29 protein-coding genes and 1 tRNA gene are annotated in these 24,971 nt (G+C 50.2%); 27 read left to right on the top strand and 3 right to left on the bottom strand.

Annotated elements, in window-relative coordinates; translation table 11 throughout:
• Positions 1-31: 31 nt before the first annotated feature.
• Positions 32-421, bottom strand: coding sequence for a hypothetical protein (locus ACN6NG_RS20825; RefSeq protein ID WP_474315949.1), 390 nt, complete (start codon positions 419-421; stop codon positions 32-34).
• Between the two features lie 563 nt (positions 422-984).
• Here ACN6NG_RS20825 and ACN6NG_RS20820 point away from each other — a divergent pair.
• The 12 genes from ACN6NG_RS20820 (at position 985) to ACN6NG_RS20765 (ending at position 8,938) form a co-directional block, all read left to right on the top strand.
• The gene (locus ACN6NG_RS20820) at positions 985-1,329 is read left to right on the top strand and encodes a hypothetical protein (RefSeq protein ID WP_474315946.1); all 345 of its coding nucleotides are present in this window, start codon (positions 985-987) and stop codon (positions 1,327-1,329) included.
• A 25-nt stretch (positions 1,330-1,354) separates the two neighbouring features.
• Complete coding sequence (locus ACN6NG_RS20815) at positions 1,355-2,002, top strand: hypothetical protein (RefSeq protein WP_474315944.1); 648 nt, start codon at positions 1,355-1,357, stop codon at positions 2,000-2,002.
• An 80-nt stretch (positions 2,003-2,082) separates the two neighbouring features.
• Positions 2,083-2,874 carry a hypothetical protein gene (locus ACN6NG_RS20810; protein WP_474315941.1) on the top strand — a complete coding sequence of 264 codons (792 nt, stop codon included), beginning with the start codon at positions 2,083-2,085 and terminating at the stop codon, positions 2,872-2,874.
• Positions 2,875-2,881: 7 nt separating this feature from the next.
• Positions 2,882-2,965 (top strand) — tRNA-Tyr (locus ACN6NG_RS20805).
• Between the two features lie 125 nt (positions 2,966-3,090).
• Positions 3,091-4,254, top strand: coding sequence for a major capsid protein (locus tag ACN6NG_RS20800; RefSeq protein ID WP_474315938.1), 1,164 nt, complete (start codon positions 3,091-3,093; stop codon positions 4,252-4,254).
• A gap of 89 nt (positions 4,255-4,343) precedes the next feature.
• Positions 4,344-4,655, top strand: coding sequence for a hypothetical protein (locus ACN6NG_RS20795; RefSeq protein ID WP_474315936.1), 312 nt, complete (start codon positions 4,344-4,346; stop codon positions 4,653-4,655).
• 4 nt (positions 4,656-4,659) lie between these two features.
• Positions 4,660-5,382, top strand: a complete 723-nt coding sequence (locus tag ACN6NG_RS20790) for an Ig-like domain-containing protein (RefSeq protein ID WP_474315933.1) — start codon at positions 4,660-4,662, stop codon at positions 5,380-5,382.
• Entirely contained in the window at positions 5,375-5,683 is a 309-nt protein-coding gene (locus ACN6NG_RS20785) for a hypothetical protein (RefSeq protein ID WP_474315931.1), read from the top strand. Before ACN6NG_RS20790 ends, ACN6NG_RS20785 begins: the two co-directional genes overlap by 8 nt.
• A gap of 52 nt (positions 5,684-5,735) precedes the next feature.
• The gene (locus ACN6NG_RS20780) at positions 5,736-7,058 is read left to right on the top strand and encodes a hypothetical protein (protein WP_474315929.1); all 1,323 of its coding nucleotides are present in this window, start codon (positions 5,736-5,738) and stop codon (positions 7,056-7,058) included.
• 32 nt (positions 7,059-7,090) lie between these two features.
• Positions 7,091-8,401: a hypothetical protein gene (locus tag ACN6NG_RS20775; protein WP_474315926.1), complete on the top strand. Its 1,311-nt coding sequence runs from the start codon at positions 7,091-7,093 to the stop codon at positions 8,399-8,401.
• Positions 8,388-8,771 (top strand): phage tail assembly chaperone, encoded by a 384-nt coding sequence (locus tag ACN6NG_RS20770; protein ID WP_474315923.1) that lies wholly within the window; start codon positions 8,388-8,390, stop codon positions 8,769-8,771. The genes ACN6NG_RS20775 and ACN6NG_RS20770 overlap by 14 nt, the downstream gene beginning before the upstream one ends.
• Positions 8,768-8,938 carry a hypothetical protein gene (locus tag ACN6NG_RS20765; RefSeq protein WP_474315921.1) on the top strand — a complete coding sequence of 57 codons (171 nt, stop codon included), beginning with the start codon at positions 8,768-8,770 and terminating at the stop codon, positions 8,936-8,938. The genes ACN6NG_RS20770 and ACN6NG_RS20765 overlap by 4 nt, the downstream gene beginning before the upstream one ends.
• Before the next feature lie 201 nt (positions 8,939-9,139).
• On the opposite strand, the gene ACN6NG_RS20760 is transcribed toward ACN6NG_RS20765, so the two are convergent.
• The gene (locus ACN6NG_RS20760) at positions 9,140-9,355 is read right to left on the bottom strand and encodes a hypothetical protein (protein ID WP_474315918.1); all 216 of its coding nucleotides are present in this window, start codon (positions 9,353-9,355) and stop codon (positions 9,140-9,142) included.
• Positions 9,356-9,419: 64 nt separating this feature from the next.
• On the opposite strand from ACN6NG_RS20760, the gene ACN6NG_RS20755 reads away from it, so the two are divergent.
• From ACN6NG_RS20755 to ACN6NG_RS20720, 8 genes are all read left to right on the top strand, one after another.
• On the top strand, positions 9,420-9,623 hold the full coding sequence (locus ACN6NG_RS20755; protein ID WP_474315917.1) for a hypothetical protein: 204 nt from the start codon (positions 9,420-9,422) through the stop codon (positions 9,621-9,623).
• A complete protein-coding gene (locus ACN6NG_RS20750) occupies positions 9,613-10,077 on the top strand; it encodes a lysozyme (RefSeq protein WP_474315914.1) in 465 nt (154 codons plus the stop codon). The genes ACN6NG_RS20755 and ACN6NG_RS20750 overlap by 11 nt, the downstream gene beginning before the upstream one ends.
• Positions 10,074-10,535 carry a lysis protein gene (locus ACN6NG_RS20745; protein WP_474315911.1) on the top strand — a complete coding sequence of 154 codons (462 nt, stop codon included), beginning with the start codon at positions 10,074-10,076 and terminating at the stop codon, positions 10,533-10,535. Before ACN6NG_RS20750 ends, ACN6NG_RS20745 begins: the two co-directional genes overlap by 4 nt.
• A complete protein-coding gene (locus tag ACN6NG_RS20740) occupies positions 10,532-11,515 on the top strand; it encodes a minor capsid protein (RefSeq protein WP_474315909.1) in 984 nt (327 codons plus the stop codon). Before ACN6NG_RS20745 ends, ACN6NG_RS20740 begins: the two co-directional genes overlap by 4 nt.
• A 124-nt stretch (positions 11,516-11,639) precedes the next feature.
• Entirely contained in the window at positions 11,640-12,014 is a 375-nt protein-coding gene (locus ACN6NG_RS20735; RefSeq protein ID WP_474315907.1) for a phage protein Gp36 family protein, read from the top strand.
• 2 nt (positions 12,015-12,016) lie between these two features.
• Positions 12,017-12,493 carry a phage virion morphogenesis family protein gene (locus tag ACN6NG_RS20730; protein WP_474315905.1) on the top strand — a complete coding sequence of 159 codons (477 nt, stop codon included), beginning with the start codon at positions 12,017-12,019 and terminating at the stop codon, positions 12,491-12,493.
• Positions 12,490-12,933 (top strand): hypothetical protein, encoded by a 444-nt coding sequence (locus ACN6NG_RS20725; protein ID WP_474315903.1) that lies wholly within the window; start codon positions 12,490-12,492, stop codon positions 12,931-12,933. Before ACN6NG_RS20730 ends, ACN6NG_RS20725 begins: the two co-directional genes overlap by 4 nt.
• A gap of 33 nt (positions 12,934-12,966) precedes the next feature.
• Positions 12,967-13,743 (top strand): phage tail tube protein, encoded by a 777-nt coding sequence (locus ACN6NG_RS20720; RefSeq protein WP_474315899.1) that lies wholly within the window; start codon positions 12,967-12,969, stop codon positions 13,741-13,743.
• 212 nt (positions 13,744-13,955) lie between these two features.
• Here the strand turns inward: ACN6NG_RS20720 and ACN6NG_RS20715 are convergent, their stop codons facing one another.
• Complete coding sequence (locus ACN6NG_RS20715) at positions 13,956-14,771, bottom strand: hypothetical protein (RefSeq protein WP_474315896.1); 816 nt, start codon at positions 14,769-14,771, stop codon at positions 13,956-13,958.
• Between the two features lie 104 nt (positions 14,772-14,875).
• Here ACN6NG_RS20715 and ACN6NG_RS20710 point away from each other — a divergent pair, with 104 nt between their 5' ends.
• The 7 genes from ACN6NG_RS20710 to ACN6NG_RS20680 all read left to right on the top strand — a co-directional run bounded on the left by ACN6NG_RS20710 (position 14,876) and on the right by ACN6NG_RS20680 (position 24,881).
• Complete coding sequence (locus tag ACN6NG_RS20710; RefSeq protein ID WP_474315893.1) at positions 14,876-15,283, top strand: phage pre-tape measure protein; 408 nt, start codon at positions 14,876-14,878, stop codon at positions 15,281-15,283.
• Between the two features lie 306 nt (positions 15,284-15,589).
• Complete coding sequence (locus ACN6NG_RS20705) at positions 15,590-18,358, top strand: phage tail tape measure protein (protein ID WP_474315890.1); 2,769 nt, start codon at positions 15,590-15,592, stop codon at positions 18,356-18,358.
• Positions 18,359-18,402: 44 nt separating this feature from the next.
• Positions 18,403-19,275, top strand: a complete 873-nt coding sequence (locus ACN6NG_RS20700) for a hypothetical protein (protein ID WP_474315887.1) — start codon at positions 18,403-18,405, stop codon at positions 19,273-19,275.
• Positions 19,272-20,204 carry a hypothetical protein gene (locus ACN6NG_RS20695; RefSeq protein WP_474315884.1) on the top strand — a complete coding sequence of 311 codons (933 nt, stop codon included), beginning with the start codon at positions 19,272-19,274 and terminating at the stop codon, positions 20,202-20,204. Before ACN6NG_RS20700 ends, ACN6NG_RS20695 begins: the two co-directional genes overlap by 4 nt.
• Entirely contained in the window at positions 20,204-21,712 is a 1,509-nt protein-coding gene (locus ACN6NG_RS20690; RefSeq protein ID WP_474315883.1) for a hypothetical protein, read from the top strand. The genes ACN6NG_RS20695 and ACN6NG_RS20690 overlap by 1 nt, the downstream gene beginning before the upstream one ends.
• Entirely contained in the window at positions 21,690-22,487 is a 798-nt protein-coding gene (locus ACN6NG_RS20685) for a phage BR0599 family protein (protein WP_474315880.1), read from the top strand. The genes ACN6NG_RS20690 and ACN6NG_RS20685 overlap by 23 nt, the downstream gene beginning before the upstream one ends.
• Positions 22,488-22,508: 21 nt before the next feature.
• Positions 22,509-24,881 (top strand): phage tail protein, encoded by a 2,373-nt coding sequence (locus ACN6NG_RS20680; RefSeq protein ID WP_474315877.1) that lies wholly within the window; start codon positions 22,509-22,511, stop codon positions 24,879-24,881.
• Positions 24,882-24,971 lie beyond the last annotated feature (90 nt).

Genomic DNA, 24,971 nt, shown 5'->3' with positions numbered 1-24,971 from the left:
GGCCCTGGCGGGCCTGATCTGATGGGGCGCATTATTTTTTGAAGACGTCGTAGTGACTGTAATCGACACCACTAAACACTTTATCAACTTCATGTCGTATCTCATCCGGATGAAGAGAGTCACCGTCTTCGTTTACGATGCTGATGTCTTTAAGTTCTACGTTATTGTCCAGTCCTTCGTAATCTGCATCTACTTCTTCATCAGAGCCATCAATAAAGCTGAAACCCTCCAAAAGCTTTATTGATGCGTCGCCAAGGGTTAACTTGATGTGAGCGAAGCCCCAGTGCTTTCTCTCAAGAAGTTCGCCCTCACCGCCGAATTCGAGGGTATCCCACTGCCCGTAGAGCTCGGTATCCTGGGTGCGAATCCAGGCGTCGTTGTTCAAGCTGGTTTTAAATTGTTCGAGAGTAAGAGATTTCATTTCGGCTACCTTAATGCTTTGCTTGGAGGTCTTGTACCTCACCACTGAAATCAATATCTCACTCTGTAGATTGACGCGCAATACCCTAGACAACAGTTAGACAAAATAATTATGTCCAGTATATGAGCTGGCTTGAGCTTGCTTGCGTTGAATTCAGCTTGTGAAAGCTTAGCTGAGCTTATATGTGTGTGCATTAGCGTGAGTTAGCGTTGATGCGCTTGCCGGAGCTTGTATAAGCAGTAGTTACGACTAAAAGCAGTCTTACTGAGCCAAATGGCAATGCCACCCCTATGCCCCATGCTCTCTCTTCTTCATATATAAAGAGAGGAAATGGAAGCATCGGCGGTGGTCGGGGCGGGTCGATAATGCCTCTCCTGGCTAAGAAGGGCTCAATAGATGAGTGATTGGTCAACATCCAGAACATAGGATGATTAACAGCCTCAGTTAATTTCGACTTGGAGAAAAACTATTTTCAGGTATGCATAAAATAGTTCTAGACATCGATAAATCTGCCTAGCTATTATTTACTTAATAAGAAAAAGAATGTCTAAAAGGCATCGGTAATGACGCTAATCACATCAGTCACATCTGCGACCGTCGACATCTGCGCCATCTATCTGGTCGGCGGATACTGCGGTCATCGAGACAACGGTACGCGCAGCTACACTCCGCCACTGCACATCTTTCGTGCCGGGTACAAAGAGCGCTTTGCAAAGCTCTGCGCAGCTGCCGAAAAATTCGAACCCTACGCACTCAGAGCACTAAGGCGACTGGTCGAATCAGAACTCCGGCGCGCCAAGTGGCTTAGGTTTGATGGCAAAGAGTACACGTTTGAGATCAAGTCATTTGATCCGACTGCTATTGGCTTCTTGATGCGTGAAGTGATGGCACAAGTTAACCCGCTATAACAACAATAAGAAAAGGGTGAGAACAATGAGCAAAATCCTGAAAGACTTTATCGTTAGCTGTGTCATCGAGTCTGACTATGTCGCCCTCAGCAGTCTCAAAGAGCAGGAGGGTGGTGTGCTCGACAGTATCTATCTGCCGATGTCGCGAGAGCTGCGCGCGGCTGAGCTGATGCTGGGCCGGCACACGCTGGAGTACGTCTACACAGATGCGCAACGCAAGACTCTGCTTGAGCTGACCAGGGTTTTTGGCACTGTCCAGGTGCTCAAAGGCGTCACCAATTTCTCGCTGCCAAACGACCTAGTGCTGGTTGATCACTTCCTGCTCAGCGGAGAATTCGACAGGAACTGCTGCTACGAGCTCCGAAATTTCGCGACAGCTGCTGCAAGGCAGGGGCAGACCGAGGTCGTTCGAGCAATCGTAGGGTGGATGCTCGAAAATCTGAGAAAGGCAGACCTGCCAGAGCTGATTTATGAAATCTACGAAGTAGATAATGATCCATGGATATTCCGCAAGATGTACGAAACTGGGTTGCTCGTGACAGTGCTAAACGCCGCACGCATTGGACGATTTGGCATCCTCCCTGCGCTGCTTAATGACTTAAATGAAATGCAAGAGCTGGAGAAGTTGGAAGTGCTCACCGCGATCTTTAGAAAGAGAACAAGGCGGGCGTAAAAATATTTCGAAGTCAACCCCTTTTGATCTTTTTGTTGTTATAATGGACATATAACAATAAGAAGATCCTCGGGGGATCCATGCAGTATTCGCAAAATCTGGTTGTATTCCAAGCCTTTGGCGACGAAGAAGGTAGCAATGAGCCAGGGGCTCAAGTACCTATCACAGAAACTCCTGAGTTCCAGGAAACTCTCCGTGCTGAGCTTGCCAAAGCACTGGCTGCCGAGACCGGTGGTTTGAAGTCAAAGAACGCAGAGATCTTGGCTGAGAAGAAGAAAGTCCAGGATCAACTGAACTCCATCTTGGCGCAGGCGGAAGACGAGGCTGACCAGGCTGCTCTGAAGTCCGGGAAGATGGACTTCCAGGCATTGCTGGATAAGCGAGTCAATGCCGCTAACGCCACTTGGCAAGAGCGCCTGCAAGCTGAGCAGAGCGAAAAGGAAGAGCTGCGCAAAGCAGTTGAAGCCGAGAAAGGGCGGTTGAAACAGTTCCAGATTAAACAGTTGATTGGTAACGAAGCTCTGAAGAATGAGTTCTTCCAGCCCTCTGCTATCGATGACCTGATCAACCTTGCTGGTGGTTCCTGGGAGTTGACTGATGCTGGCGAACTGGTTAGTCGAGATCAACACGGCAACGTCGCGATGGGCAAGGCGGGTCGCGCACTGACGCCAAAAGAGTGGATCGAGAGCTTGACTCAAACTCGCCCTCACTATTTTAAGACGATGCCGGGATCTGGCGGTAAACAGGGTACTGGTGGTGCTGGTAAATCAGTTAGTCGCGAAGAGTGGCAGAGCATGATCATGCTTGCAGACAGTAAGACTCAGGCCGAGTTGTTTGCAAAAAGAACCAAGGGCGAAATTGTAGTAAGCTAAAGAATATGGATGTGTAGGTAAGCGGTCAAAGCCAGCTGACTGTAAATCAGCCGCAATGTCTTCGAAGGTTCGAATCCTTCCGCATCCACCACATACATCACCTGGGGCTTAGCCAAGCCCCAACTCAACAGCTGGTCGGGCCAGCGACTGTTTTGCTCTGTGAGCGACAGATACCTCAGAAATACCAAATAAAAATAATAATAAATAGGTATATACATGTCTCAAAGTAATTCACTCGTTGTCCTGCGCGCCTTCGGTAATGATTTCGAAGCGCTCATTAACGAAACCATCCTGCCAGTCGCTATGTCCCGCCTGCGCGGCCAGCTCACGATGCCAAGGCTAATCTCGGTCGACAAAGCAGACGAATCGAAGAAAGTTGGTGAGCTGATTCGCGTCAACAAGCCCATCGAGTTTGGCAGCGCTGACGAGCACGGAACTGGCGCCTCTGTTGCGACTGACTTGAGTGTCGAAAAAGTTGAGTTGCGACTGAATCGCCATCCGTATAAAGAGTTCAAGATGTCGGACAGGGAGTTTACCGGTATGAAGCCGGGTGCAATTCCTGATGCACTTGCTGCCGCTGTTGACGTCCTTGCTCGCGAAGTAAACAAGGCGATCTTTGACATGTACACCGAAGTCCCGTACTTCTCTGGTGCCCTAGCTTCGACAAACGCTCGCGACAAAAAAGACCTGATCCAAGCCCGCAAAGCCCTGAACAATCGCAAGGTGCTCGGGGACAAAAACCTGGTGCTGACTTCGGACACCGAAGCCGATCTGCTCGGCATCTTTACTGTTGGCAACGAACAGCCGGCAGAGAAAGAGGGCATCATTGGTCGCCGCTTTGGTTTTGACGTATACAGCGACGTTCAAGCCCCGATGCACTTCGCAGGTACTGCATCTGCTAGCAATGGAATCAAGACCTCGGTCGCCGGCAGCGTCGGTTCGAACCTGCTGGTTCTGTCGGGTGCAGGCGCAAACGCAACGTTTGTTAAGGGTGACATCCTGACCGTCGCCGGCACTGACCAGGTGTTCGCTGTGACTGCTGACATTGTCGCTGATGAGGATGGTGCTGTTGCTGTAGCTGTCACTCCAGAAATCACCACGGCCATCGCCTCGGGCACCTCGGTAGCCGTAGTTGGCGATCACCCGGTCGACCTAGCTTTCAGTAAGTCTGCGTTCCTGATCGCTTTCCGCCAGCTGGAAACCCCGGCTAATGCCCCAGGCGTAACCATGGGCAGCATGACCGATCCAGAAACCGGCATCACCCTCCGCTTGCTTAGCTGGTACAACGCTTCGACCGAGTCGACCCACTGGAAACTGGAAACGCTGTTCGGCACTAAAGCCGTTGCTCCAGAGCGTGCTAGCAGACTCGGCGGGCACTGATAGAGCTGGCTCGCAAGAGCCGCAGGCGTAACCAAGCCCTCGTTTGCTGCGCACCAGCTGCGGGGGCTTTTCACTTTCAGGAGCTCAGAATGAGTGAAGTAACAGCAACAACGGAACGCAACGGAGCAATCCTGCCAATCGTTTCGCCTGGTGTATCTCGCGGCAAATCAGCACTGACCCAGGGCACTGCATTTACAAGTCAGGTAATCCAGGGCGAGGCGCTCTACATCTTTTGTCAGTCGCTAATCCACCTCGCCGAGGGCTCGACAGTGACCGACAACGACGCACCAATCGATGCCCGTGGCGGCTGCTATTTGAATGCAAACCGGGGTAAGCCGATCAGCGTGCGCCTGCTGGCTGGTGAAGAGCCGGCGACAGTTTGGATTCACGAAGTGAGATGAACCGATGAATCTACCCGGTCGTAATCTCTTATCGCTCACTGTCTATCACCTTCGGCGTGTTGTGCGTCTGGTGATTGGCGCGCCGACAACTCCGGAACCGGGCGAGGTGAAGCCAGGCGAAGGGGGCGGCACTGTCGTGGGAGGTGGTGGAGCGACTCCTGGTGATGACGTCGAAGTTACGCTGCCAGGGGGCGAGACCGGTTCCGGCGAAGTGGGCGATGGCGGCGAATGGGAAGTCGAGTTTCCGGATGTGCCGTACAACCCAGACGTGGGGCCCGGCGACGTCGAGGTGGTGACTAAGCCAAAGCCTGGCGAGTCGGTGATCGAAGACATCACGCCTAACCCAGATGGCACGACTACCGTTGGTGGCGGTGGCGCAAAACCAGGTGAAGACGTGGAAGTCACTTTCCCCGACGGCTCAGTGGGCACCGGCACTGCAGATGACAACGGAAACTGGGCAGTAACGTCGCCAACTCCACAACCGCCTGACCTAGATTCAGATGATCTGACAGTCATATCAAAACCGAATCCGTGGCAAGAATCTGTCTCAGGCGCCGACGCCATTTGGATGGAAATTGGAAGCTATAGTTTCGTTGAGTGTGATGAAGGCGGTAATTACATTGTTTTCGAAACTATAGTTGAGCTAGATCCTGTGCTGTTAGTTGAAACAATGAACCCGGACGGATACGAAACAACAGAGGGTGGGAGGTACATAATTTTTGGCTAAGATAGACGCTTTACCAGGATTTGCGGGCGGCAGCGACGCTGTGGCGCATGCTTCGAAATTAGGCACATCGCAAAAAATAAAAGTCAGCCAGCTCGTCGATACTCTGGGCCATATCCTCACTGCCGGTGACATCATGATCCGCCCGACTAAAGCATATTTAGATGCACTCCCATGCAAGGGGGTGACGTACAACTCGGCAGATTATCCAGCTCTTGCAGCAAAGCTGGGTGGTGATGGAATATTTAAAGTTCCAAACATTCCGAGTAACGTCAGCAATATCAGTTACTATATAAAGACATAAAGCCCCGGTTTGCCATCAACAACATTGCAGACAACTAAAACAAGAGAGCGCAATGACTACTCCAATTAAGATCAGCGAACTCCCAGCGTGGAGTGGCGACACCAGCATGTGTTTGCATGTGAGCAATTCCGGACAATCTCAAAAGCTGGCTATTTCGGATCTAGCTAGTTTCGGGAGTGGTGGGTCTGGCTTGGTGACAGGGGATATTGTGCTCAGGCCTAACGGAGTCTATCCGGGTTTGTTAAAAGCTGATGGTGCTGTTTACGATGTTAGCGAGTATCCAGGGCTGTTTGATGTGCTTGCTGAGCGGCTTGATAGTAAATATCAGATTTATGGTTTGGAGTATTTGTCGCGTATCACTCTGCAGGGCTTTGATACGTCTCTATCAGTAGTTGATGCTTGTTTCTTCGGCGAGAAAATTGCTGCAGTTTCTGCTGATGGTACTGCTGGTGTATTTAATCTCGATGGAAGCTTGGCATCCAATACTGTCGATTTAGGAACGGGCGGCAGTTCGCTTGATAAGTTCTACAAAGTCTTTGCTACGGCTAATGCAGTGTATTTTAAAAATAACTCTACAAGCCAGTTGTACGTTTTCGACAAGATAGCTGGAGCTATTGTTGATGTCGGAAATATGGTTGTGAGTCGTGACTATGTTCCAGTTTCTGTTTCGCTGACAGAAGACGTGCTTTTAACTACGCCGGGCTCAGGTCGATTGGATGTTAGTGTTTTTAATGTAGATCAGCTGGCATTTACTCAGCTTAATAAAGTCACGGAAGACCTTGGCATCGGCGCCCTGTTTATTAAGTGGGATGGTGAAGTCTGGACACAGAAAGAAACTGGGAGTCGTGACATTTGCAAGGTTCTTGATCTGTTGACGACTCCGAGGCTTGCTGACGAAGTAGTCTTAAATCCTGTGCCGGGCGTTGGAGTTACGGCATATACGGGCGCTTCAGACTACTTCTATTTTCAGATTGAGATGAACGGGGTCAACTGGAAACTCGACACCACAAACAACAGGTTCGAGGCTGTATCGCAATTTCACGAATCATCTGGATATACCCGACTCACGCCCTATTTGAACGCGGCTGTCAGAAGTGATACATCTCTCGACGATCCTGATGCAGTAGCGTTGTCTCTGATTTCGTATGACTTTTGTGAGAGCTGGCAGCAGTTACCTGATTTCAGCGGCAGCAGGATTGTAAGCCTGAGCGATACGTATGCTTTGCAAGCAGGGAAGATGACAACTGCAGGCGCCCCTGACGGCTCATCTGGCAATGTTCAACTGTGCCGACTGCAACTAAACGACAGTCAAAGATTCCGCCTGCCAAATCTAACTTCGAACATTACTGGCTTCAGCTATTACATCAAAGCCTGATGTATAATAAAAACAAATAAAGGGCGAATTTGATGGCAACCAATAAAAAGAAAATCTCTGATCTGCCTGTTTGGGGCGGTGACAAAGAGATGAAGCTGCATGTGCACAAGCCTGGTACGTCGCAGGGGGTGTCGATTGCTGAGATTCTTGCTGCGGTTCAAGTTCCTGTAGCTCAAGAGGGCGGGGCACTTCCGGCTGGTGCCGTCGTTCTCATGCCGGTTGGGACGTATGAGGACTACTTGGAGTGCAACGGTGCAGTCATACCTGACGCTTCTGCTCCTGAGCTTGCCCAAGTTTTGAAGACTGACGGGCAGGGCCAAAAGTATGCGGGCTACATTGCCGACTCAGAAGTTAGGTCTACTGCTGGCACATCTGTTGAGATTTCACATGCAGTACGACATAAGGGCTACACATTTTATAAAACGCCTACTGCCGGTAATTTGATTGTCGCGATTGACGGCGCTGGAAATGTCGTGTTTACGGGTACTACAGCTGCTTCGGGTGACTTATATGCTACAGAGAACGCCGTTTACTTTGTGAGTAGCAATAGTCTTTATTCGATTACAGTCGTAGACGGGGTGTTCAAGAGCCAATATACGGGTGTGTCAGCTTCGTCTTTTGGCGGGTTTGCAACTGTTAGCGAGACCGAGGATCTTTACATCCAAGCCACTGGTTTAGCTCGACTATTTGACCCCGTTGCGAAGACGTCGCGCGCGGTCAGTCACGCGAATGGGGCGTCTCTGTCTGGTACTTACACTGCTCTGATCGGGTGCGCTGGCGGACGAATATTTGCTACATCCACTATCAATACTGTGCCTGGGTTGTACGAATTTAAGTATGATCCAGTGACTGGCTTGCTGTCTGCTGATTTGATGATGGTCGCAAGTCCTGCGTTTAATATTTTGGTCGGCGCAGTTGAAAGTGACTGTATCTATTTCGGCACAAATGGAATTCAGTTCCGACTTGATGCAGCGAGCGGCAATATTAGTCGAGTCTATGCTCCGGTGTTTGCTTCTTACAGTGCCAGTATTTTCAAGTCGTATGCTCTGGATAATTTCGTGTTCTTCACAATGAATAGCGGAGCCAATTTGGCATATATGTCCTTTGATGGCGGTAGGAATTGGGTTGGCGCGCCAGGCTTTAACACTAAACTCTCGCTTGCATTCATCGATGAAAGTACGGGTGAGTTAGTGGTTGCTGGAAGTTCTGGATCTCAAGGTTCGATCAACGGCGGAACTGGCAATATTCAAAGAAACTTGCTGAAAATACTAGCAGCCGATCAGTTTGTTCTTCCGAAAATTAATACGATTGCTGACGGATACAGATACTATGTCAAAAAATAAAGTTCATTACTCTCGCAATGGTTTTGTTATTGGGGTCGGGGAGATTCCTGGTAGTGACAGCTTTGTCGAGGTTGATGGTGATGAGGTGTTGATTGCTTTGAACGCCGGTAAGAATGCGTCTGTGATTGATGGGCAGGTTGTGATTACTGAAAGTCGAGCGGCTAAGTGGTCGGAAATCCGAGCGGCGCGCGACTTGTTGCTTATCGAGTCTGACGTTGAAATTCTGAAGATCAATGACGTAGAGGCTATCAGTGGATATGTTGACGTTGAACGTCGGCAGAGCCTGGCTCAGTACAGACAAGATCTCCGAGATTTAACCACTCAACCAAACCCATTCGACATTACCTGGCCAACATCGAGTTCGATATGACAAAAGAAACAATCACGCTGAGCAAAGACGAAGATTATGTAATCGTTGATCCCGGCTCTAGAGCTCATGAGCACTTCGTGTCCATGGGGTATCAAGAAAAAGAGGCAGTGGTAGAGAAGGCTAAGCAGAAGAGGAAAGTTAAAGAGTCGACTGGTACTGCTGCTTGAGGGTGTTAATGCAAGCTTCGTTACTATAGATTTTAGTGATGCCAGTTGTAAGCTTGTCGCGTGAGTAACTATCGAGTGTGTTGGGAGCTATCTGGCTGACGACGTAATCGATGACTATTTTGAAAAATACATCTCCATGCTCCTGGCGCTCCTTATCAAAAGTTCCGGTTTTGATATAGAAGTGATAAGGGGCTGGGTTATTCATATGTTTAGGTCTTCTTCGAAACGATATTTCAGCATCTGAATTTCGTCGCCGAAGATTTGCCGTGCGGTTTCGCGGATAGCAAGCAATACTAGGGCTGGCTTGTCAGATGCTTTGAATTCCTCTTGATGCATCTCAGTGGCGGCGAAAATTACACGACGACAGACATCGTATCCAAACTTTTCCTGCTCTTTCGAAAATTCTTCGAATCGCATCCTCAAACTCCTTTTTGATAGTGATACAATTATCACAAGGCTATAATAATAACAAGAAGTGCTTATGTCAACGATCCAAGAAGTGACGACTGAAGTTGTCAAGTCTGCGCCGCCACTGGCTGTAACCGGCGCAATGATTATGGGTATTTCAGTCAGTGACTGGGCCGCAATTGTCACAATTGTTTACGCCTCACTCCAAATATTCTTTTTGCTTCGAAAGCAGCTAAAGAAAGAGCCTAAAAAGCCGGTGGCTACAGATGCTAAGTAAACGCTTAGTAACTGCATCCCTGGCTGCGACTGTTGCTATCGCTTCAGCTGTAGTGACGCATTTCGAGGGCTTGCGCACGAAAGCATATATGGATCCTGTGGGCATACCGACCGTGTGCTTCGGACACACCTCGACTGCCGCCCTTGGCCAGGTGAAAACCACATCTGAATGCCAGCAGCTGCTTGAAGCCGATCTCGCGGTTGCCCTCAAATCAGTCGACGACCTGGTCAAAGTACAGCTTCCGGTTGAGCGACGCGCGGCCTTGGTGTCGTTTGTTTACAACGTTGGCGCAGGTCAGTTGGCCGGTTCGACGTTGTTGAGGAAGCTTAATGCTGGAGACGTGGCTGGGGCATGCGCGGAGCTGGATCGGTGGGTTTTCGCCGGGGGCGTGAAGCTCAATGGCTTGGTGGCGCGCCGAGCTGAAGAGAGGCAGTTGTGCGAGGTAGGGCTATGAACAGGTATCTGGTAATCGCCTTATCCGCCTTGGCGGCTGTGCTCTTCGTTGTGTTCTCGGCACATGACCGGGAGCGCCTGGCGGATGAGCTGAAGGCCTCGCGCGCGGAGGTTACCAAGCTGCAGGCAGACGCTGAGTTTGCTGCTCAAACCTTGACAGCAAGGGACGCGCTAGACCGTAAATTTTTCCAGGAGATGTCAGATGCTAAACGCGAAAACGAAAGCCTGCGCGCTGATGTTGCTGCTGGTACTAAGCGGGTGCTCGTCAAAGCAACCTGTCCTAAGCCAGTGTCATCCACTGCCGGAGCCACCGGCCTGGATGATGAAGGCAGCGCCGAGCTTAACGCCGATGTTAGAGAGGATTATTTCCGCCTCAGAGAACAAATAGTTGAGACGGAAAATCAGCTTGCCGGGCTGCAGCATTACGTTCGACAGGTCGTGCAGGTCGTGAAGCAATGACGAAGAAAACGAATAGGCACGCTGACAAAACGATCAAGCATCAAATTCAGCTGCGTGGTCAGTACACGCGTATCGCTAAGCAAGCCGTGGCTCATCTAGCGGCACTAAAGGGCTTGATCAAAGCTGAGCTTGATGAAGCATCGGTAGCGAAAAACTGGAACGCGGCAGCAAAGCTTAGGAAGACCCTCTACAACCTGGACAAGCTCGTTGAGGCGCAGTACTCGGTAATGTCTGATGAGCTCATAGCCGAGCTATCTGACCTGTTTTACTACCAATCGGAGTGGACGGATAAGCTGCTCGGCGCTGACGTTGGCTACTCAGTGCTCACTGAAAACGCAGTGCGCGCGCTGATTGAGAGTGATCCGTTTGATGGCAAAATCCTATCAGAGTGGATTGCGGAGCAGAGGCTCGGGACACAGACCAAAGTCAAGCAGGCAGTCAGGGTAGGGGTGATGAATGGCTTGCCGGCTAAGGATATCGTCGATGCGTTGATGAATGATCCCGCCAGCCCTTTTGTAGGTACCCGTCGCAATGCTGAGATTCTCGTACGCACGGCTGCAGCTCATGTTTCGTCCCAGGCCGATATCCGGTCGTTTAAGCAAGCAGGGTATCAGTCGTATCAGCTGTCAGCTGTACTCGATACACGCACGACGAAGCTGTGTGGGGCGCTCGACGGGAAGATCTACAAGCTGTCCGATACGGGGCGCAAGGTGCCTCCTTTTCACCCTGGGTGCCGAACCACAATGATTGCGATCTTTGACGAAGATGAGCCTTTCGGTGATGACTACGAAACGTGGCTTGGCAAGCAGAGCGAATCAGCGCAGCGCAAGGTTCTTGGTGCAGTCAGGTACAAGATGTGGAAAGCCGGAGCGCCGCTGGAGAGCTTTGTAGATCTCGACAGTGACCACGTGATCCCACTGTCCAACCTCAAATCCTCTGACAGTTTCCCTGAGCCAAAAGAACTACGGCCCATCTCCTAGCGGCACATCGCCACCCCCGATGCTCATCTTCCTCTCTCTATATATAAAGAAAAGAAGAGGGTGAGGGCATTGGGGGTGACGGGCGCAGGGATTATCTACTTAACAGTACTGGATAAGAAAAACTATGACTAGCACAGCTTACGCAACACCAGTCGACTACTTTAATGAGTTCAGCGGCGATACCGTGCACGACGACAGTGGCATTCGTATCCCGCGCACGCTTGACCGCGCATCTCGACTCGTAGACACGTATGTTCGCTCGACGGGGATCGCAGTACCTCTGACCGATCCAGCGACCCTGCGCGACGTCAAGGGCTCTGTTCTCGATCTAGCACGCTACTTCGCCTGGCCAGACAAGCCGAGTGAAGAAGTCCGCGCGCGATACGAAGATGCCATCAAATTCTTGGAGCTAGTCAGCACAGGCAAGATCAAACTCGTGGTCGAAGGTCAGGAGGTCGTTAAATCTGGCTTTACTAACATCAGACTTTTCCGAGCGTAGTCGTGCTGCCACTGATCGCGAGAGCCCTAGTCGCAGGCAACCAAAGCAACGGCCCTGATTTCGAATTGTCGGTTGATACAGCCCAGCTCCGCGCGCTAGCAGACAAAGTAAAACGGCTAGGCCCTCAGAACCCCCACATCCACCAAGGCCTCACAACCATCGGCCAAAACTGGGTCAACAAAATAAAGGCCAACTTCCGCCATTCGATCAACCCATACGGCGAAGCCTGGGCCCCGATCCACCACCGCGAAGGCCAACCTTTGCTCGACACCGGCGCGCTAAGAAACAGTATCAAAGCCGAAGTGCGGGGGTTGCAAATAGTCCTCGGTACTAACATGAAATACGGTCAAACCCACAACGAGGGCTTGTCCGTTAAAAAGCGTCAATTCCTCCCCGATTCCGAACGAAAACTTCCAAACAAATGGCAACAAGAATATGAGAGAATACTTGTAGAACAAATAGAAAAGGCTCTCCAGTGAACATAACTTCACATCTCGAAAACGTCAAATCACTGCTCGAGAGTTTGCCATCAAAGCCGGTTATTAAACTTTTTTCGGGAACCTTCGCTGACACAGATCTAAAAAATCTCCAGCTTGACGGCCAGCGACCGTATATCTTGCTTGCCTGTGCTGGCGGCCCGATTCCCGAGAAGTCCAAGCGCGTAAAACTCGAAGTAGATGCTGTTTTTGGTGCGTTCGTTATCGGTAAGACTGATCCGAGCACACGCGGCGTTTCTCGTGTTGCATCTGACACAGCAGTCGAAATTGCGAGACTCATTGAAAAATATAGAGCGGGCCCGGACTCAAATACGAAGCTCCCTGAGTTACAATCTATAGAAGAGCTTTTCTCCGGCGAGAAGAGTGGCAACAACTATTCCGCATGGAGCGTCCTGTGGACTCAAAGAATAGTCCTGGGATAAACCGAACTACCTATAATAATAAGAGGCTACAAAATGTCCCTAGGCTTTAACGCACCTGATACCACAATCGGCTGGATCGCAAACGGCGGCTTACTCATTTCCAAACTCGATGCTAACGACCAACCTGTCGGGGGCTTTTTTACTGTCGGCCAAGCTTCGTCCGCAGTGCTCGCCCTGAGCTCTGACAAAGTGGAAATGCAGGACATGGTCTACGGCACCCTGGGCGTGGCCAAATCAAAGATCATTAAAAACACTGCTGAAGCCACGATTAACCTCAAGTCTTTTAGTCCGGAAGTTATGGAGCTTGCGCTCTTTGGTCAGGTTACCGAGGACATCGCGGAGACCGGCGCTACTGCGACTGCAAAGGCGTACAAAGGTCGCAGCATCATTGTCGATGGGATTATCGCTGCAGTCACGAGCATCAAGGTGGCCGGGGACGTCGACCCGCTGATCCTAGGCGCTGACTACGTCGTCTCGAACGGATCGATCTACTTCCCCGCCACCTCGAGCATCACTGACGGTGACACCGTTGATGTTGTGTACGACAAAGCCGCCGTGCGCCGAATCGAGGGCATGATCAACTCTGGCGTGAACGTGATGATTGTCTTCGATGGCGTGAACTTGGCCGAGAGCGACACGCCGGTCAAAGTCACGTATCACAAAGTTGCTCTGTCGCCAGCGGCGCAGCGTCAGCTCTTGTCGAGTGACTACGCCGACCAGGAAATTAAAGGAACTCTCCAGGTCTCCAAAGCCGTGACCGGCAGCGGACTCAGCAAAATGTTCAAAGAAGAGCACGTCGTAGCTGTTTGACAGCAAACGTTGAGACTGCAATTGCGCATTTCCGAGCCTGGCTTACCAGTAGTGGCCCCTCGGAATCTGGCAGCAGTGAACTGGCACTCACTGACGTAGTGACAATCGATATGACGATTGGATTCTGACCCCACGGCTTTACGGCCAGGAGCTAAAGAATCGCTGCGACTACTCTCATCTCAACACCATATAGGGGCCAGCGGCCCCTTTTTTTATTCGTCAGCAACGATTACGCCCATCTTTTTGCTAGCGACCATGATTTCATCAATGTCCAGCAGAAGGTCATTCAGCAGTTCCTGGTCACCAACAATCGTTTTGATCATCGCTATGGTATCAGTTGGGCAAGCGCCCTTCTTGCCACATGTTTTCAGCATATTTCTTGCAGTTCTGTAACCGATAGAAACCCGACCATTGTGGCCATAACTGGCGTATTTTTCGATCATTCCGATTCCGGCAGTACGATTTTCATTGTAGGTGTAGGCAACTTGCTGACCGGCCACGACAGCTTCATCAAACAGCCCCATGAATTGCCTTGGGGTCAGGCTCTTAGCTTTCTTCCAGGCTGGCATCAAAGCAGTCTGGTAAGCAGGTGTTCCGTTTACATAGGCGTTCTTGGCGTGAAGTGTTTCATGAAACATTGTTCCACTATCATTAATCCAGCGGGGGTCTGTTATGACGATAGCGGTGATCTTTTGTCGATTTTCGTTTCCTGGAATATTTTTTCCGCTGACTGTATAAGCCCGTACCCCGGACTCTGCAGTGAGTTTTGTGGAAATTCTTGTTAGCAGATAGTCAATCGTTTTAGTGGAAAGTCCAGCGTTCAAGAATGCTTCGCCATCGATCTGCTTTAAAAATCGCCCACGGTCATCTTTTATGAGATAAACAATAGAGGCGTCTCTGGGGAGTACGTACTCCACAGCGTTAAACAGCGAATGAGCCTGTGTGCCTGGTTTGTATATGTTGTCTGCTAGAGCAGTGGTAGCTGTTAGTGCTATCGTTAAACTGAGTGCGGCTCGTGTACGTCGCATTGACTCTTCCGTGAATTGGTTCAATTTTCTGATTGTATGATGGCGGCCCATTAAGTCAATACAAATGTTATTATGAGACATAAAAACAATAATAAAGGCTCGACATGTCTCTGCTTGATCTGGTAGTTCCATCCAAAAAAGTAACAATCACTCAAGCCGTAGGCGAGCGGCCCGAAGTAGTGCTCGAGGTATTCGGCCTGACGACTGAAGACATCATTCACCTAGTCGACAGTCACAGTAAAGTCCTCGCCGCGATTTTTCTCAGGAACGCTAAAGAAGAATTGAGGAGCCTGGAGACTTCCAAAGAGATCATGATGGAATTCCCGGGGTTCGGAGCTGCTTGCATTGCGGCTGGTTGCAAACAGCGGGAAGCAGCTGAGCATGTCCAAAATTTGCCAGTCTTGACGCAGGTTGAACTCCTCTCAACGGTATTCGCGCTGACATTTCCCGAAGGTCTAAAAAAAAGCCTGGAAAAGCTCGCTCCGACAATCGTACAGCTGCTGAAAAAATAGCGGATTACGAGGCCCAACGGAAAAAACAAGAGTCGAGCACAGACGAGACTCTTGATGACTTTGTTAACAGCTTGCTGAGCACCTGCGAGTTTCTGATCTCGCGCGGACACAATACTGCCGACCTAAATCCATATCGATACTCGATTCGGAAATTATTCAAAGTGGCGGTTATCCAAAAAGATAACTATCGCAGCGAGCTCGTCGGCACTCTGTTTGCTCAGCATCTAAGTCGCATCTCGTGTGTGTCCGGCGATGTTAAGCCGTTTAATGACTTGATGACTAAATTGGCCGGAGAATAAAAATAATATGGCTGCCAACGCTGTAATTAATCTGGTCTTAAAAGCCAAAGACCAGGCTTCAAGCGTACTGACAGGTACTGCTGCGAAAGTAACCGCTCTCGTTGCATCTTTCGCGGGTGCAGTTGCTATCAAAGAGACTGTCCATAATTTAACTGAGCTCGATTTTGCGGCTAAGAGACTGGGCATCTCGATGCAAGATCTGACGGCTGCACAGTATGCTGCTTTCAATGGTGCTAATGTTTCTCCTGACCAGCTAATTGATGCGCTTGATGAGGTGCGCATTAAAGTCGAGGAATTTAGCTCTATTGGCTCTGGTGGTGCAGTCGACTTTTTCGAAGTACTTAATGTCGACGTCGAAAAGTTTAACAAGCTGAACCCATTGGAGCAGTTAGAGAAAATATCTGAGAGCCTAAAGGGCATGTCAGATAATTCGGCGTTCACTTTTTTAGATCAAATAGGTTCTGATCCGCTTCGTAATTTACTGCCTGTATTACGTGACGGTGGAAGTGAATTTAAGCGCCTCATGGAAGAGGCCAAGCGCTTTAACTTAACCCTTAGCGATACTGAGACCATTTCTGTTTCGCAGCTGGGGAAAGCGTTCTCGCAGCTGGGGAATGTTGGTAGTACTGCTTTCAGTAAAGTGTTCGCAGGGCTGTCTCCACAGATTACAGCTGCCGTGCAACTAATCACGGAAGCCATTGTTGGCATATCTAATGATATTGATAAGCCGGTAAAAAGCATTGGTGATAAGTTTGCTGATGTTTTTGCTGGGATTCTTGGTGGGGTGGTGTTTGCGGGGAAGATAAAAGACACATTTGACGTTGTTTTTAGTTTTCTCGGTGAGGGCTTCTTATTTGTAGTAGAACTGTTCATCCGTGGTTTGACTACGATTGATGAAGGCTTCGTCAAAGCTGCGAATGGGATGACCAACATCTTCCGCGCCGGGTTCTCAGTAATAGTTGGGTTGTTCAATACGCAAGTTGTACAGCCGATCAAAAATTTTACAGATGCATTTAATATGACCGGCGCGTCTGAAAAAATGGATCGATTTCAAAAAAAGGTGCTTGCTCTCCAGGCTAGCTCTAGGAAGCCTATCGTAGTTGCGAAGCGTGAGCAGATCGAGCCAGTAATTGAGGCTGTGGAAGGTCTTAGGAAAAAGCTTCACGAAGTCGGCAAAGAAAACTTCAATATCTTAAATAGTGATGCAGACCAAAAGGCCGCAGATGAGCTTTTAAATAAGTTCAAGACGCAGATAGTCAAAAATGAAGACGCGACACAAAAAGAACTTGATGCTCGGAGAGATAAGTCAAGTCAAAAGAATATCGCGAAATTACAAACAAAAAACGTCGAAGCGGCAGCGAACATAGCGGCAACGCAAGCTAAGTTGCAAGCAGACCTGGCGAAGAAAGAAATTGATATAACTATCTCGAAGCTTGAGACGAAAAAGCAGATTGAGCTATCTGCTTTGCAAGAGCGTGCTCGCTTGGAAAATTTGTCGGCGGTGCAGGTCGCTGATGAAAAGTACCGGATCGAGATGGAAGCCGCGAAAAAGCTCAGCGAGCAAAAGAGGCGTTCGCTGGATCTGGACATCAAAGCGCTACAAGGCAGTCTCGCGGGTCAGCAAAAACTCTTGGGCGTCACGCAGAACTTAAACGACCGGCCCGGCATCTTAGCGACTATCAGCCAGATCGAAGCTGACATCACTAGCAAGCGCGCGGATCAAGCAACCATTGGCGCTGAGCTGATTAACCAATCGGCTTTGCTCAAAGCTGAGCGAGCTGCTGAGCTGGGCGTGATCAAGCAGCAACTACAACAAATTAAGGACGATGCACAGATCGAGCTCCTGGCCATCGGCGGTGATCAGTTCAGCGCTGACATCAAAAAGATCGAGTCGGATTTTAAAGACACGATCAAGAATATGGAAAGCCTCGGCGACGACTCGACGGCTATTCAAAAGCTGATCAGCGCCAAAAAAGCTCAGGCAGAAATGCAAGAGATCGAGCGCCAGTACGCGGCTCTGAAGACAAAGCTTGAGAAGCATCAGATCTCGCCAATGGAGTACCTGACCAAGGCGAATGAGCTGGAAGAGAGAGGGACAAAGGCTGCTGAAGTCACTGGTAACCCGGCAGACCTGGAAAGGGTGAAGGATACGGCGAAGGCTGCCAGGGCCGAGGTGTTTGATCTCTCCACGCTGACGGACACAGTGGCTGACAGCTTACAGGGTGACCTGGAGGGCCTGTTTACCGATTTCATCTCGGGCACGAAATCAGCAAAAGAGGCGTTCTCCGACTTCGCGCAGGGTGTGCTGACTGAAGTCTCTAAAATCATTGCAAAGCTGCTCATACAGTTGGCGATTCAGTCCATGCTCAACGCATACACAGGAGGCGCTAGCAGCGGTGCCAGCGGGCTGATGAGCATGATCGGGATGAAGCACAGCGGCGGGCTGATCGGCGGTGCTAGTGGAATGAGCCGGTACGCATCTATGAGCCTTTTTGCCGGGGCGCCGCGCTATCACACAGGCGGGGAGATCGGGCTCAAGCCTAACGAAATTCCGATCATCGCGATGCGTGGCGAAGAAATGCTCACTGAGTCTGATCCACGCCATCGGAAAAACTTGGGTAAAGGCCGCTCATCGACTGCAAACCAACAGCCCAGAATCAGCATTCACAACGTCCTTGATGCCCCATCACTAGCGAGTGCGATGGAGGGCCCCGAAGGCGAGCGAATGGTTATGAATCATATTAGGGCTAACAGGGGCGAGCTGAAAAACCTGTAAGCCTAATATGATAGAATGATTAAAAAGCTAATAAGAATAACAACATGGCTTTCATCCATTCTAGCTACAACTCTGGAGCTGACTACATGTCGGCTCTTGCTGTTTCTATTTTGCCATCAAATGGTTGGGTTGCTGTCAAAAACAGCGACAGCGAGATTGTATTCGAACTGCCGCACGGGCATGGTCACGTAGCATTTATAATTGCTGGTGATATTTGTGAGATACAAGCGTTCCAAGACTATGATCCTTCTGTTTCAGCCAAGATGCAGGCGGGCGGATATAGTACTGCGTACTCTCCGTTTTTACCGCGCGTGAGCGTTCCTGCGGGGGCTGTTGAGGGTTGGACTGTTGTGAGCTCTCGTCGGGTTGCTGCTGTCATCAAGAGTGGGGATGCCTGGTATTCGTTTTATGCCGGGCTAATGCTGCCGTTCGGGTCGAACAGGGTTTATTCGTTCCCTTGCTTTATTGGTGGGTCAGGGCAAATCGGTAATGCTACTTACGAGTCGGCATATCCTTTCTTTTCGGGTGGTGATAGCTATTGTCCAAAGGTTGTACTGCCGGACGGTGGCTGGCAAAAAGTTGGGGGGAACGCAGGAGGTACGTCTTCATTTTTCAGCTTCCCGTATTCGTATGCTTATTCGTACATCTGGCCGTTTGATGGCAAATTTCAAAGGCTGGGGAGTAAGCTTGATGGAACGGCGATGTTGTACCAGGCGTTAGTGTGTAGCTCAGGTCGTGTTGATGCAGCTGATGCGTTGAATGCAGATGATGGTAAGTGGCTGGGCTATTTGGATGGCGTGTATGCGGTTTCTCAGGGACGCGCTGCGGGTAGTGTGATAGAAGTTGATGGTGTTGATTATTTGATTGTGCCGAATGTTTCTAAAGCTTCTGAAACTTACGCTCTGAGGCTGTCATGAGATATTACACATCGGTTTACTCGTCCGCTGAAGACTTAGTCGCTATTATTAACCAACGGCTGAAAGCCGAGGGGTGGGTTGAGCATAAATATGCTGATATGCCCGATCCGCGCATTGGCAAGCAGTTGCATATATCAAAGGGTGGTTTGCATTTTGGTCTTAGGAGTCTTGGAGCTTATGATCCTTATGTTGATTACTACGCGGAGCGAGGGCATGGGCAGCGGGGCGTAATCATAAATTTAAAGACTGGATTCGATGGCGGTGTTGGATATTCTTCTCAGCCAGGTTTTCAGTTTTCGCCCAAGTGCTATTTAGAAAGTGGTGATAAGGGCGTTTGTCACATTTTCACTGCTGTTGATTATGTGCTGGTAGTGACTAATTTCTCGTCTGATCAGTATTCGTGCTTGGCTTTTGGGAAGCTGCCCGTTCTTGTTGGTGACACGGGAGGGCAGTTTGTGGCTTCAACGAATGCATACGAAGCCTCGGGTAGAGAGTCGATATTTTCTAACGCTAGTAATTTCTTTGGCGTATATATAAAGAATTCCGAGTTTACTGGGTTTGATCGCGGCGAGCGAGCTGTTGGGACGCTTTCGACTACTTCGCGTGGTGCTGTTTACGGTCTGCCGCACATGCATGCCGGAAACTCGTCGTTTGGTAGTGTTGGGTCGGTAGTTAGATCCTCTAGTTTGTCTGGTGGGTATAGCGGGCTTATACCGGTGGGTTTGTTTACTTCGCATGCTGGGATGTATTCGCCTTATAGTCAGTTCGCTGATCTCTTTTATGTGTCTCTTGATGTTTTAGAGCCAGGTCAGACGTATGAGATCGGTAGTTCTAAATTCATGGTTTTCCCGCAGTTTAAAAAAGAGTATCCGCTCAATCGTAATGCACCGCACTTTAACTTGGGTTTAGCGATCCTGCTGGATGAATGATGAATCAGATATCTAAAAGCTTTGGCGATTTTTTCTTTGATAATGTCTTTTTGACTCCGGCAGTGATTGAGGCTGGAGTAGTTGCGCCGTCAGATGTGTTCGAGTTTGAGCTTTGGCATTCTTTTACTGCGGATCAACTTCTTACCGGAGTGAACGAGTCGGGGGGGAATGGCCTCTTACTTGACGGAGCTAAATCTGGCGTGCTGCCAAGCTTCGCATCGACTGAGTACCAAGTTTTTCTGAGCCAAAGTGGGGGCGGGATAATCACCTATGAGGCTGGCTTCGACTTCGGCGCGCGTGGCGTTTTCCCGTTTCGTCTGTCGGCAACTATGGCGACTATTATTGCTGATGGAATTGACTGGTCTACCCAGCCGGAAATGAATGTCCAGTATCTGACAGAGGTAATTGAAAGTTTCGATGGTACTGAGCAGCGCATCGCACTGAGAGATCAGTCGCGAATTTCACTAACTTATCAGTATCTGCTTGATGATAGCGCGCTGACTGAGTTTGACGTTAAGTACGGTAACTTCGGTGGTCAATTATTAGTACCGATGTGGCCGCAGGCTTGTGAGCTGACACACGATGTTGATCCTGGTGATCGCACTATCAATGTTGAGTTGAATCGGTACGTCGAGTGCTCAAATACATTAATGCTGACGGACGGAGTAAATTCGGAATTCGTTGGTGTGGCGGGCGTCGGGGCAGGGCAGGTGGTCTTATCATTTTTGGCTCAGAGACACTTCAAGATGGGCTCTCGGGTTGTACCAGTTCGCATTGGCTACAGTTCAGATGAAAGCGGTGCTGATATAAAAACAGACTCTATAGCAAGCCATAGCATCACCTTTGAGCTAGCAGAGACCTCCTTTACCAAACCGGTTCCAGCCGATAATTTCGAGAGATACAAAGGAAAGTACGTAATACCATTTAGGCCAGATCGTTCGAATGACATCACTGTTCAGTATCAGCGTCTGCGTGAGCATTTCGATCCGACAATCGGCGCGCGGAGTATCTATGAGCGAAGCCCAGGCGCTGTTCGCATATTCAGTCATAGTTTCCGGTTCTTCACTGAACAGGAGAGACAATGCTTCGAAGATTTCGCAGAGCTTCAGAACGGCGCACAGGGTGAGTTTTGGATGCAGTCAGCGGCTGTTGCAATGGAAATTGTCGAAGATATTTACGACGAAACATACAAGCTGAAAATAAAGCCGGTCGGTTACAGCAGGCTTGATAAATCAAAATCATTCCCGCCAGCGATAGCTATTCATCTGTATAATGGAGCTACGATCAAGCGATCTCTAGTGAGTGCGAAGTCCATAAGCGGTTTTGAAGAGATAACTCTCGACGAGCCGCTCAGCGACATCAAAATCGAAGACGTAGAGTCGATCAAGCCTTTGTACTTGTGTCGATTCGAGTCTGACGACTTTAGATATATCTTCGACACGACGCAAGACAGCACAATAACAAAAACAATAAGACAAATCTTGCATGCTGACACTACAAAAGATTGAAGCCGCACTATCTCTTTCTCGTCCGATTGAACTCTATCTTTTCGAACACGGGGAGAGTAAGTACGCCTATACCAGCGGCAGCAAAGCCCACATGCACGTCGACGGCCTTATCTACGCTCCTTTGGCACTGCGGCGCGGCAAGCTCCAGCGTACTAATGAAGACTACAAGAACCGACTATCTGTAGAGCTTCCAGGTGATTCGCCTATCCCGCTACTCTTCCGTTCCTCACTCCCGTCAAATCACGTAACGCTAAAAATATTCCGAACTCAACGCGACGCTAAAACACAGTTCATAAATATCTTTGCGGGTGAAGTCGTGGGCGTGACTTGGAATAACTCTGTAGCAACCTTGGATTGCTGCCCAGCAACCGCATTGCTCAGAAGGCAGATCATGCGTACCGGATATCAAAGCCAGTGCAATCACCACCTTTACGATCAACGTTGTTCACTCGAAATCCAGGACTGGCAAGAAGAAACTACAGTTAAGTCAATCTCAAATAGCGGCTACACAATCGAACTAACTAACAAAGCCCAGGAAGCCGAATATTACAAAGCCGGTTTGCTGTCAAAAGATGGATCTGACTTCAGGCAAGTCAATTCTGTCGACGGTAATTTCTTTGAGCTTATGTCACCAATTGACGGCTTGGCTGTTGGTGATGTAGTCCAGGTTGCTAAGGGGTGTGATCGATCTGCAGCTTCATGTCAGTCTTTTGGTAACTTTGATCATTTCCTCGGTTTCCTAACTATCCCGACCGATAACCCTTTCCAAGCCTAATAACAATAATAAGAGATCGATATGATTTGGCTGATGGCTGTGACGCTTCTTCTTTCGTTCGTGATGATGGCGACGATGAAGACAAAAGTTCCTTCGCCTTCGGCTGCTGGCCTTGAAGACTTCAGCTTTCCGTCAGCCGCTGAACGACCTGTACAGATTCTCGCCGGCACTAGGCGGCTAAGCGGGCCAAATGTCGTCTGGTACGGGGATCTCCGGACGTCAAAGATCGTTAAAAAAGTGAAGGGGCTTTTCTCTACGACCAAAACGACCGTTGGATATCGATACTACATGGGCGTTCAGCTTGGTATTTGCCATGGCCCTGACGTGGTCTTGCGAGAAGTTAAGTTCGGTGACCAAGTGGCTTGGAGCGGTGAGTCAACGGGCGGTGCTATCTCGATCAACAAACCGAGCTTGTTCGGTGGCGACGAGGATGGTTCAGGTGGCGTGTCGGGCACCCTGCGTTTTTACGGCGGCTCACTGGTTCAGACCGCAAACGAGTACTTGGTGCGCCTGCTTGGCGTCGACGTTGTGTCGCCAATCCGTGGGGTCGCATATGCCGTTCTCGAAGGTATGTATATCGGCAACGCCTCGACACCGGAAGCTGTCAGTTTTCTCTGCTCGAGGTTCCCGAAGTCGCCATCTACTGCCCCTGAGTCCCAGCTCTACGAGCGCATCGGCCTGGACGCTAACCCCGCTTACTTCCTGCACGAGATCATAACTCACCCATCGTTTGGCGCGGACATCGCGTTTACTACCGTCGACGTCGACTCATTCGTCCAAGCCGCGAAAACCCTTCACGCCGAAGGCCTCGGCATCTCTTGCGTGATCGACTCCGCTCGCACAGCTGCAGACGTCATTGAAGACATAAAGAAAATCATTCAGGGCTCACTCAACACCGATCCATCCAGCGGCTCGCTGAAGCTCCGGCTTATTCGCAACGATTACAACCTTGATGCGGTGCCGGAAGTCGGGCCATGGAACATCAAGAACCTGTCGGACTTTAGCCGGGGCTCGCTTGACACTGCAGTCAACGAAGTCAAGCTCAAGTACGTTAGCGCCTCGGATGACTACAACGAGCGGACGGTGATCGCTCAAAACAACGGGCTGAGAATCCACAAAGGGGACTCTGACGGCCAGACGATTTCCATGCCCATGGTTTCCAACCGAGAAACCGCTGCAAAAATCGCGCAGCGGGAGATTTCTGCGATTTCTGTCCCGCTTGCGTCATGCGTTGCTGAGTGCCATCGATCCATGGCTGATGCCGAAGTCGGGGATGTTGTGATGCTCACGTGGCCAGCGCAAAAAATCGAAAAAATCGTCATGCGTGTCACTGCGGTCGACCTTGGCGCGCCAACCGACGGAGCTGTCCGGCTTACCTTGATTCAAGACGTTTTCGGGGTTTTTGAGAGTTTTTACACAGACGGAAACGAGGCGAAGTGGCAGAAACCATCGTTCGAGCCACAGGATGTGACGCGCTACGACATCATCGAAGCACCGACAATCCTGACACCGAACCAGACAACCCGCAGCATCCTGGTTGTCGCCGAAAAACCGGGTGCTGGCCTGGACTATCGTCTGCAGACAAAGGGGGCGAGCGAAGGCGACTGGATCGATGTCGGGCTCCAGCAGTTCACCCCGCTGTGCTTCTTGACCAGTCCTTTGACAGCAAACCGCTTTGTTGAAGATCAGGTTGAGCTGGGCGGGGAGGTTGGGGAGCTCGATGTTTACACCGCCGATGAGGTGAGGCGTGGGCTCGGGTTGTTGTTGGTTTCCAGTGTCGCTGGTTTGGAGTGGGTGTCGTATGAGGCGGTTTCTGCGCACGGATCAGAGTCGGCAACTGTCGGGAAGGTGAATCGAGGGCTCTTCAACACCAAGCCGCTTGCTCACCCGGTCGGCGCGCGGGTATGGGCTGTGAGCGAGGGTTTTGCTGTCACGCCCTGGCAGTACGCTTTAGGTGAGACTGTGGGTGTGAAGATGCTTGTCGGTACACAGACGGGCCGGCAGGAGTTTGGTGATGCTGCAGAGAGATCGTTTGTAGTCGGCGCGCGGAATGATCAGCCGTGGACGCCTGGGCGGGTTCGGGTTAACGGCCAAGAGGGTGGGTTCATCAGCGGGGCGGCGACGGTGACGTGGCGGAAGAGGGATGGAGCTGTACCGGCTGTCGTGTTTGGTGGGGATGATGTGAGCTATGGCGACGCATTGGCGAGGATTGTCGTGAAGTCTGGCGGGCGGGTAGTTAAAGAAGTGGGCGGCATAGCGGGTGAGGCCTGGACGTTTGATGACGAGCCGGCGCTGAACGGCGGGGCTTGGTTTAATAATTTGGAGTTCGAGGTTCTTTCTCAAAAAATGGGGTTCTCTGACGCGGCACCCTCGTTGATTACTGTTGCGCGTTGAACGTTATGACGCTTAACCCCAAACTTTTATTGTATGCTAAATTGCCAGCCTACTGGCGCGGGCTGCCAGTAGGATAATTAGTGCTGTCAA

The organism is Pseudomonas sp. TSO6 (assembly GCF_056098905.1).
Note: the sequence above shows the minus strand (reverse complement) of the source record. Positions and strands in the feature narration are given on the sequence as shown.

Coding starts and splice junctions, on each gene's coding strand:
- ACN6NG_RS20825 (WP_474315949.1), bottom strand. CDS start 421: ATGAAATCTCTTACTCTCGAACAATTTAAAACCAGCTTGAACAACGAC.
- ACN6NG_RS20820 (WP_474315946.1), top strand. CDS start 985: ATGACGCTAATCACATCAGTCACATCTGCGACCGTCGACATCTGCGCC.
- ACN6NG_RS20815 (WP_474315944.1), top strand. CDS start 1,355: ATGAGCAAAATCCTGAAAGACTTTATCGTTAGCTGTGTCATCGAGTCT.
- ACN6NG_RS20810 (WP_474315941.1), top strand. CDS start 2,083: ATGCAGTATTCGCAAAATCTGGTTGTATTCCAAGCCTTTGGCGACGAA.
- ACN6NG_RS20800 (WP_474315938.1), top strand. CDS start 3,091: ATGTCTCAAAGTAATTCACTCGTTGTCCTGCGCGCCTTCGGTAATGAT.
- ACN6NG_RS20795 (WP_474315936.1), top strand. CDS start 4,344: ATGAGTGAAGTAACAGCAACAACGGAACGCAACGGAGCAATCCTGCCA.
- ACN6NG_RS20790 (WP_474315933.1), top strand. CDS start 4,660: ATGAATCTACCCGGTCGTAATCTCTTATCGCTCACTGTCTATCACCTT.
- ACN6NG_RS20780 (WP_474315929.1), top strand. CDS start 5,736: ATGACTACTCCAATTAAGATCAGCGAACTCCCAGCGTGGAGTGGCGAC.
- ACN6NG_RS20775 (WP_474315926.1), top strand. CDS start 7,091: ATGGCAACCAATAAAAAGAAAATCTCTGATCTGCCTGTTTGGGGCGGT.
- ACN6NG_RS20770 (WP_474315923.1), top strand. CDS start 8,388: ATGTCAAAAAATAAAGTTCATTACTCTCGCAATGGTTTTGTTATTGGG.
- ACN6NG_RS20765 (WP_474315921.1), top strand. CDS start 8,768: ATGACAAAAGAAACAATCACGCTGAGCAAAGACGAAGATTATGTAATC.
- ACN6NG_RS20760 (WP_474315918.1), bottom strand. CDS start 9,355: ATGCGATTCGAAGAATTTTCGAAAGAGCAGGAAAAGTTTGGATACGAT.
- ACN6NG_RS20755 (WP_474315917.1), top strand. CDS start 9,420: ATGTCAACGATCCAAGAAGTGACGACTGAAGTTGTCAAGTCTGCGCCG.
- ACN6NG_RS20750 (WP_474315914.1), top strand. CDS start 9,613: ATGCTAAGTAAACGCTTAGTAACTGCATCCCTGGCTGCGACTGTTGCT.
- ACN6NG_RS20745 (WP_474315911.1), top strand. CDS start 10,074: ATGAACAGGTATCTGGTAATCGCCTTATCCGCCTTGGCGGCTGTGCTC.
- ACN6NG_RS20740 (WP_474315909.1), top strand. CDS start 10,532: ATGACGAAGAAAACGAATAGGCACGCTGACAAAACGATCAAGCATCAA.
- ACN6NG_RS20735 (WP_474315907.1), top strand. CDS start 11,640: ATGACTAGCACAGCTTACGCAACACCAGTCGACTACTTTAATGAGTTC.
- ACN6NG_RS20720 (WP_474315899.1), top strand. CDS start 12,967: ATGTCCCTAGGCTTTAACGCACCTGATACCACAATCGGCTGGATCGCA.
- ACN6NG_RS20715 (WP_474315896.1), bottom strand. CDS start 14,771: ATGCGACGTACACGAGCCGCACTCAGTTTAACGATAGCACTAACAGCT.
- ACN6NG_RS20710 (WP_474315893.1), top strand. CDS start 14,876: ATGTCTCTGCTTGATCTGGTAGTTCCATCCAAAAAAGTAACAATCACT.
- ACN6NG_RS20705 (WP_474315890.1), top strand. CDS start 15,590: ATGGCTGCCAACGCTGTAATTAATCTGGTCTTAAAAGCCAAAGACCAG.
- ACN6NG_RS20700 (WP_474315887.1), top strand. CDS start 18,403: ATGGCTTTCATCCATTCTAGCTACAACTCTGGAGCTGACTACATGTCG.
- ACN6NG_RS20695 (WP_474315884.1), top strand. CDS start 19,272: ATGAGATATTACACATCGGTTTACTCGTCCGCTGAAGACTTAGTCGCT.
- ACN6NG_RS20690 (WP_474315883.1), top strand. CDS start 20,204: ATGAATCAGATATCTAAAAGCTTTGGCGATTTTTTCTTTGATAATGTC.
- ACN6NG_RS20685 (WP_474315880.1), top strand. CDS start 21,690: ATGCTGACACTACAAAAGATTGAAGCCGCACTATCTCTTTCTCGTCCG.
- ACN6NG_RS20680 (WP_474315877.1), top strand. CDS start 22,509: ATGATTTGGCTGATGGCTGTGACGCTTCTTCTTTCGTTCGTGATGATG.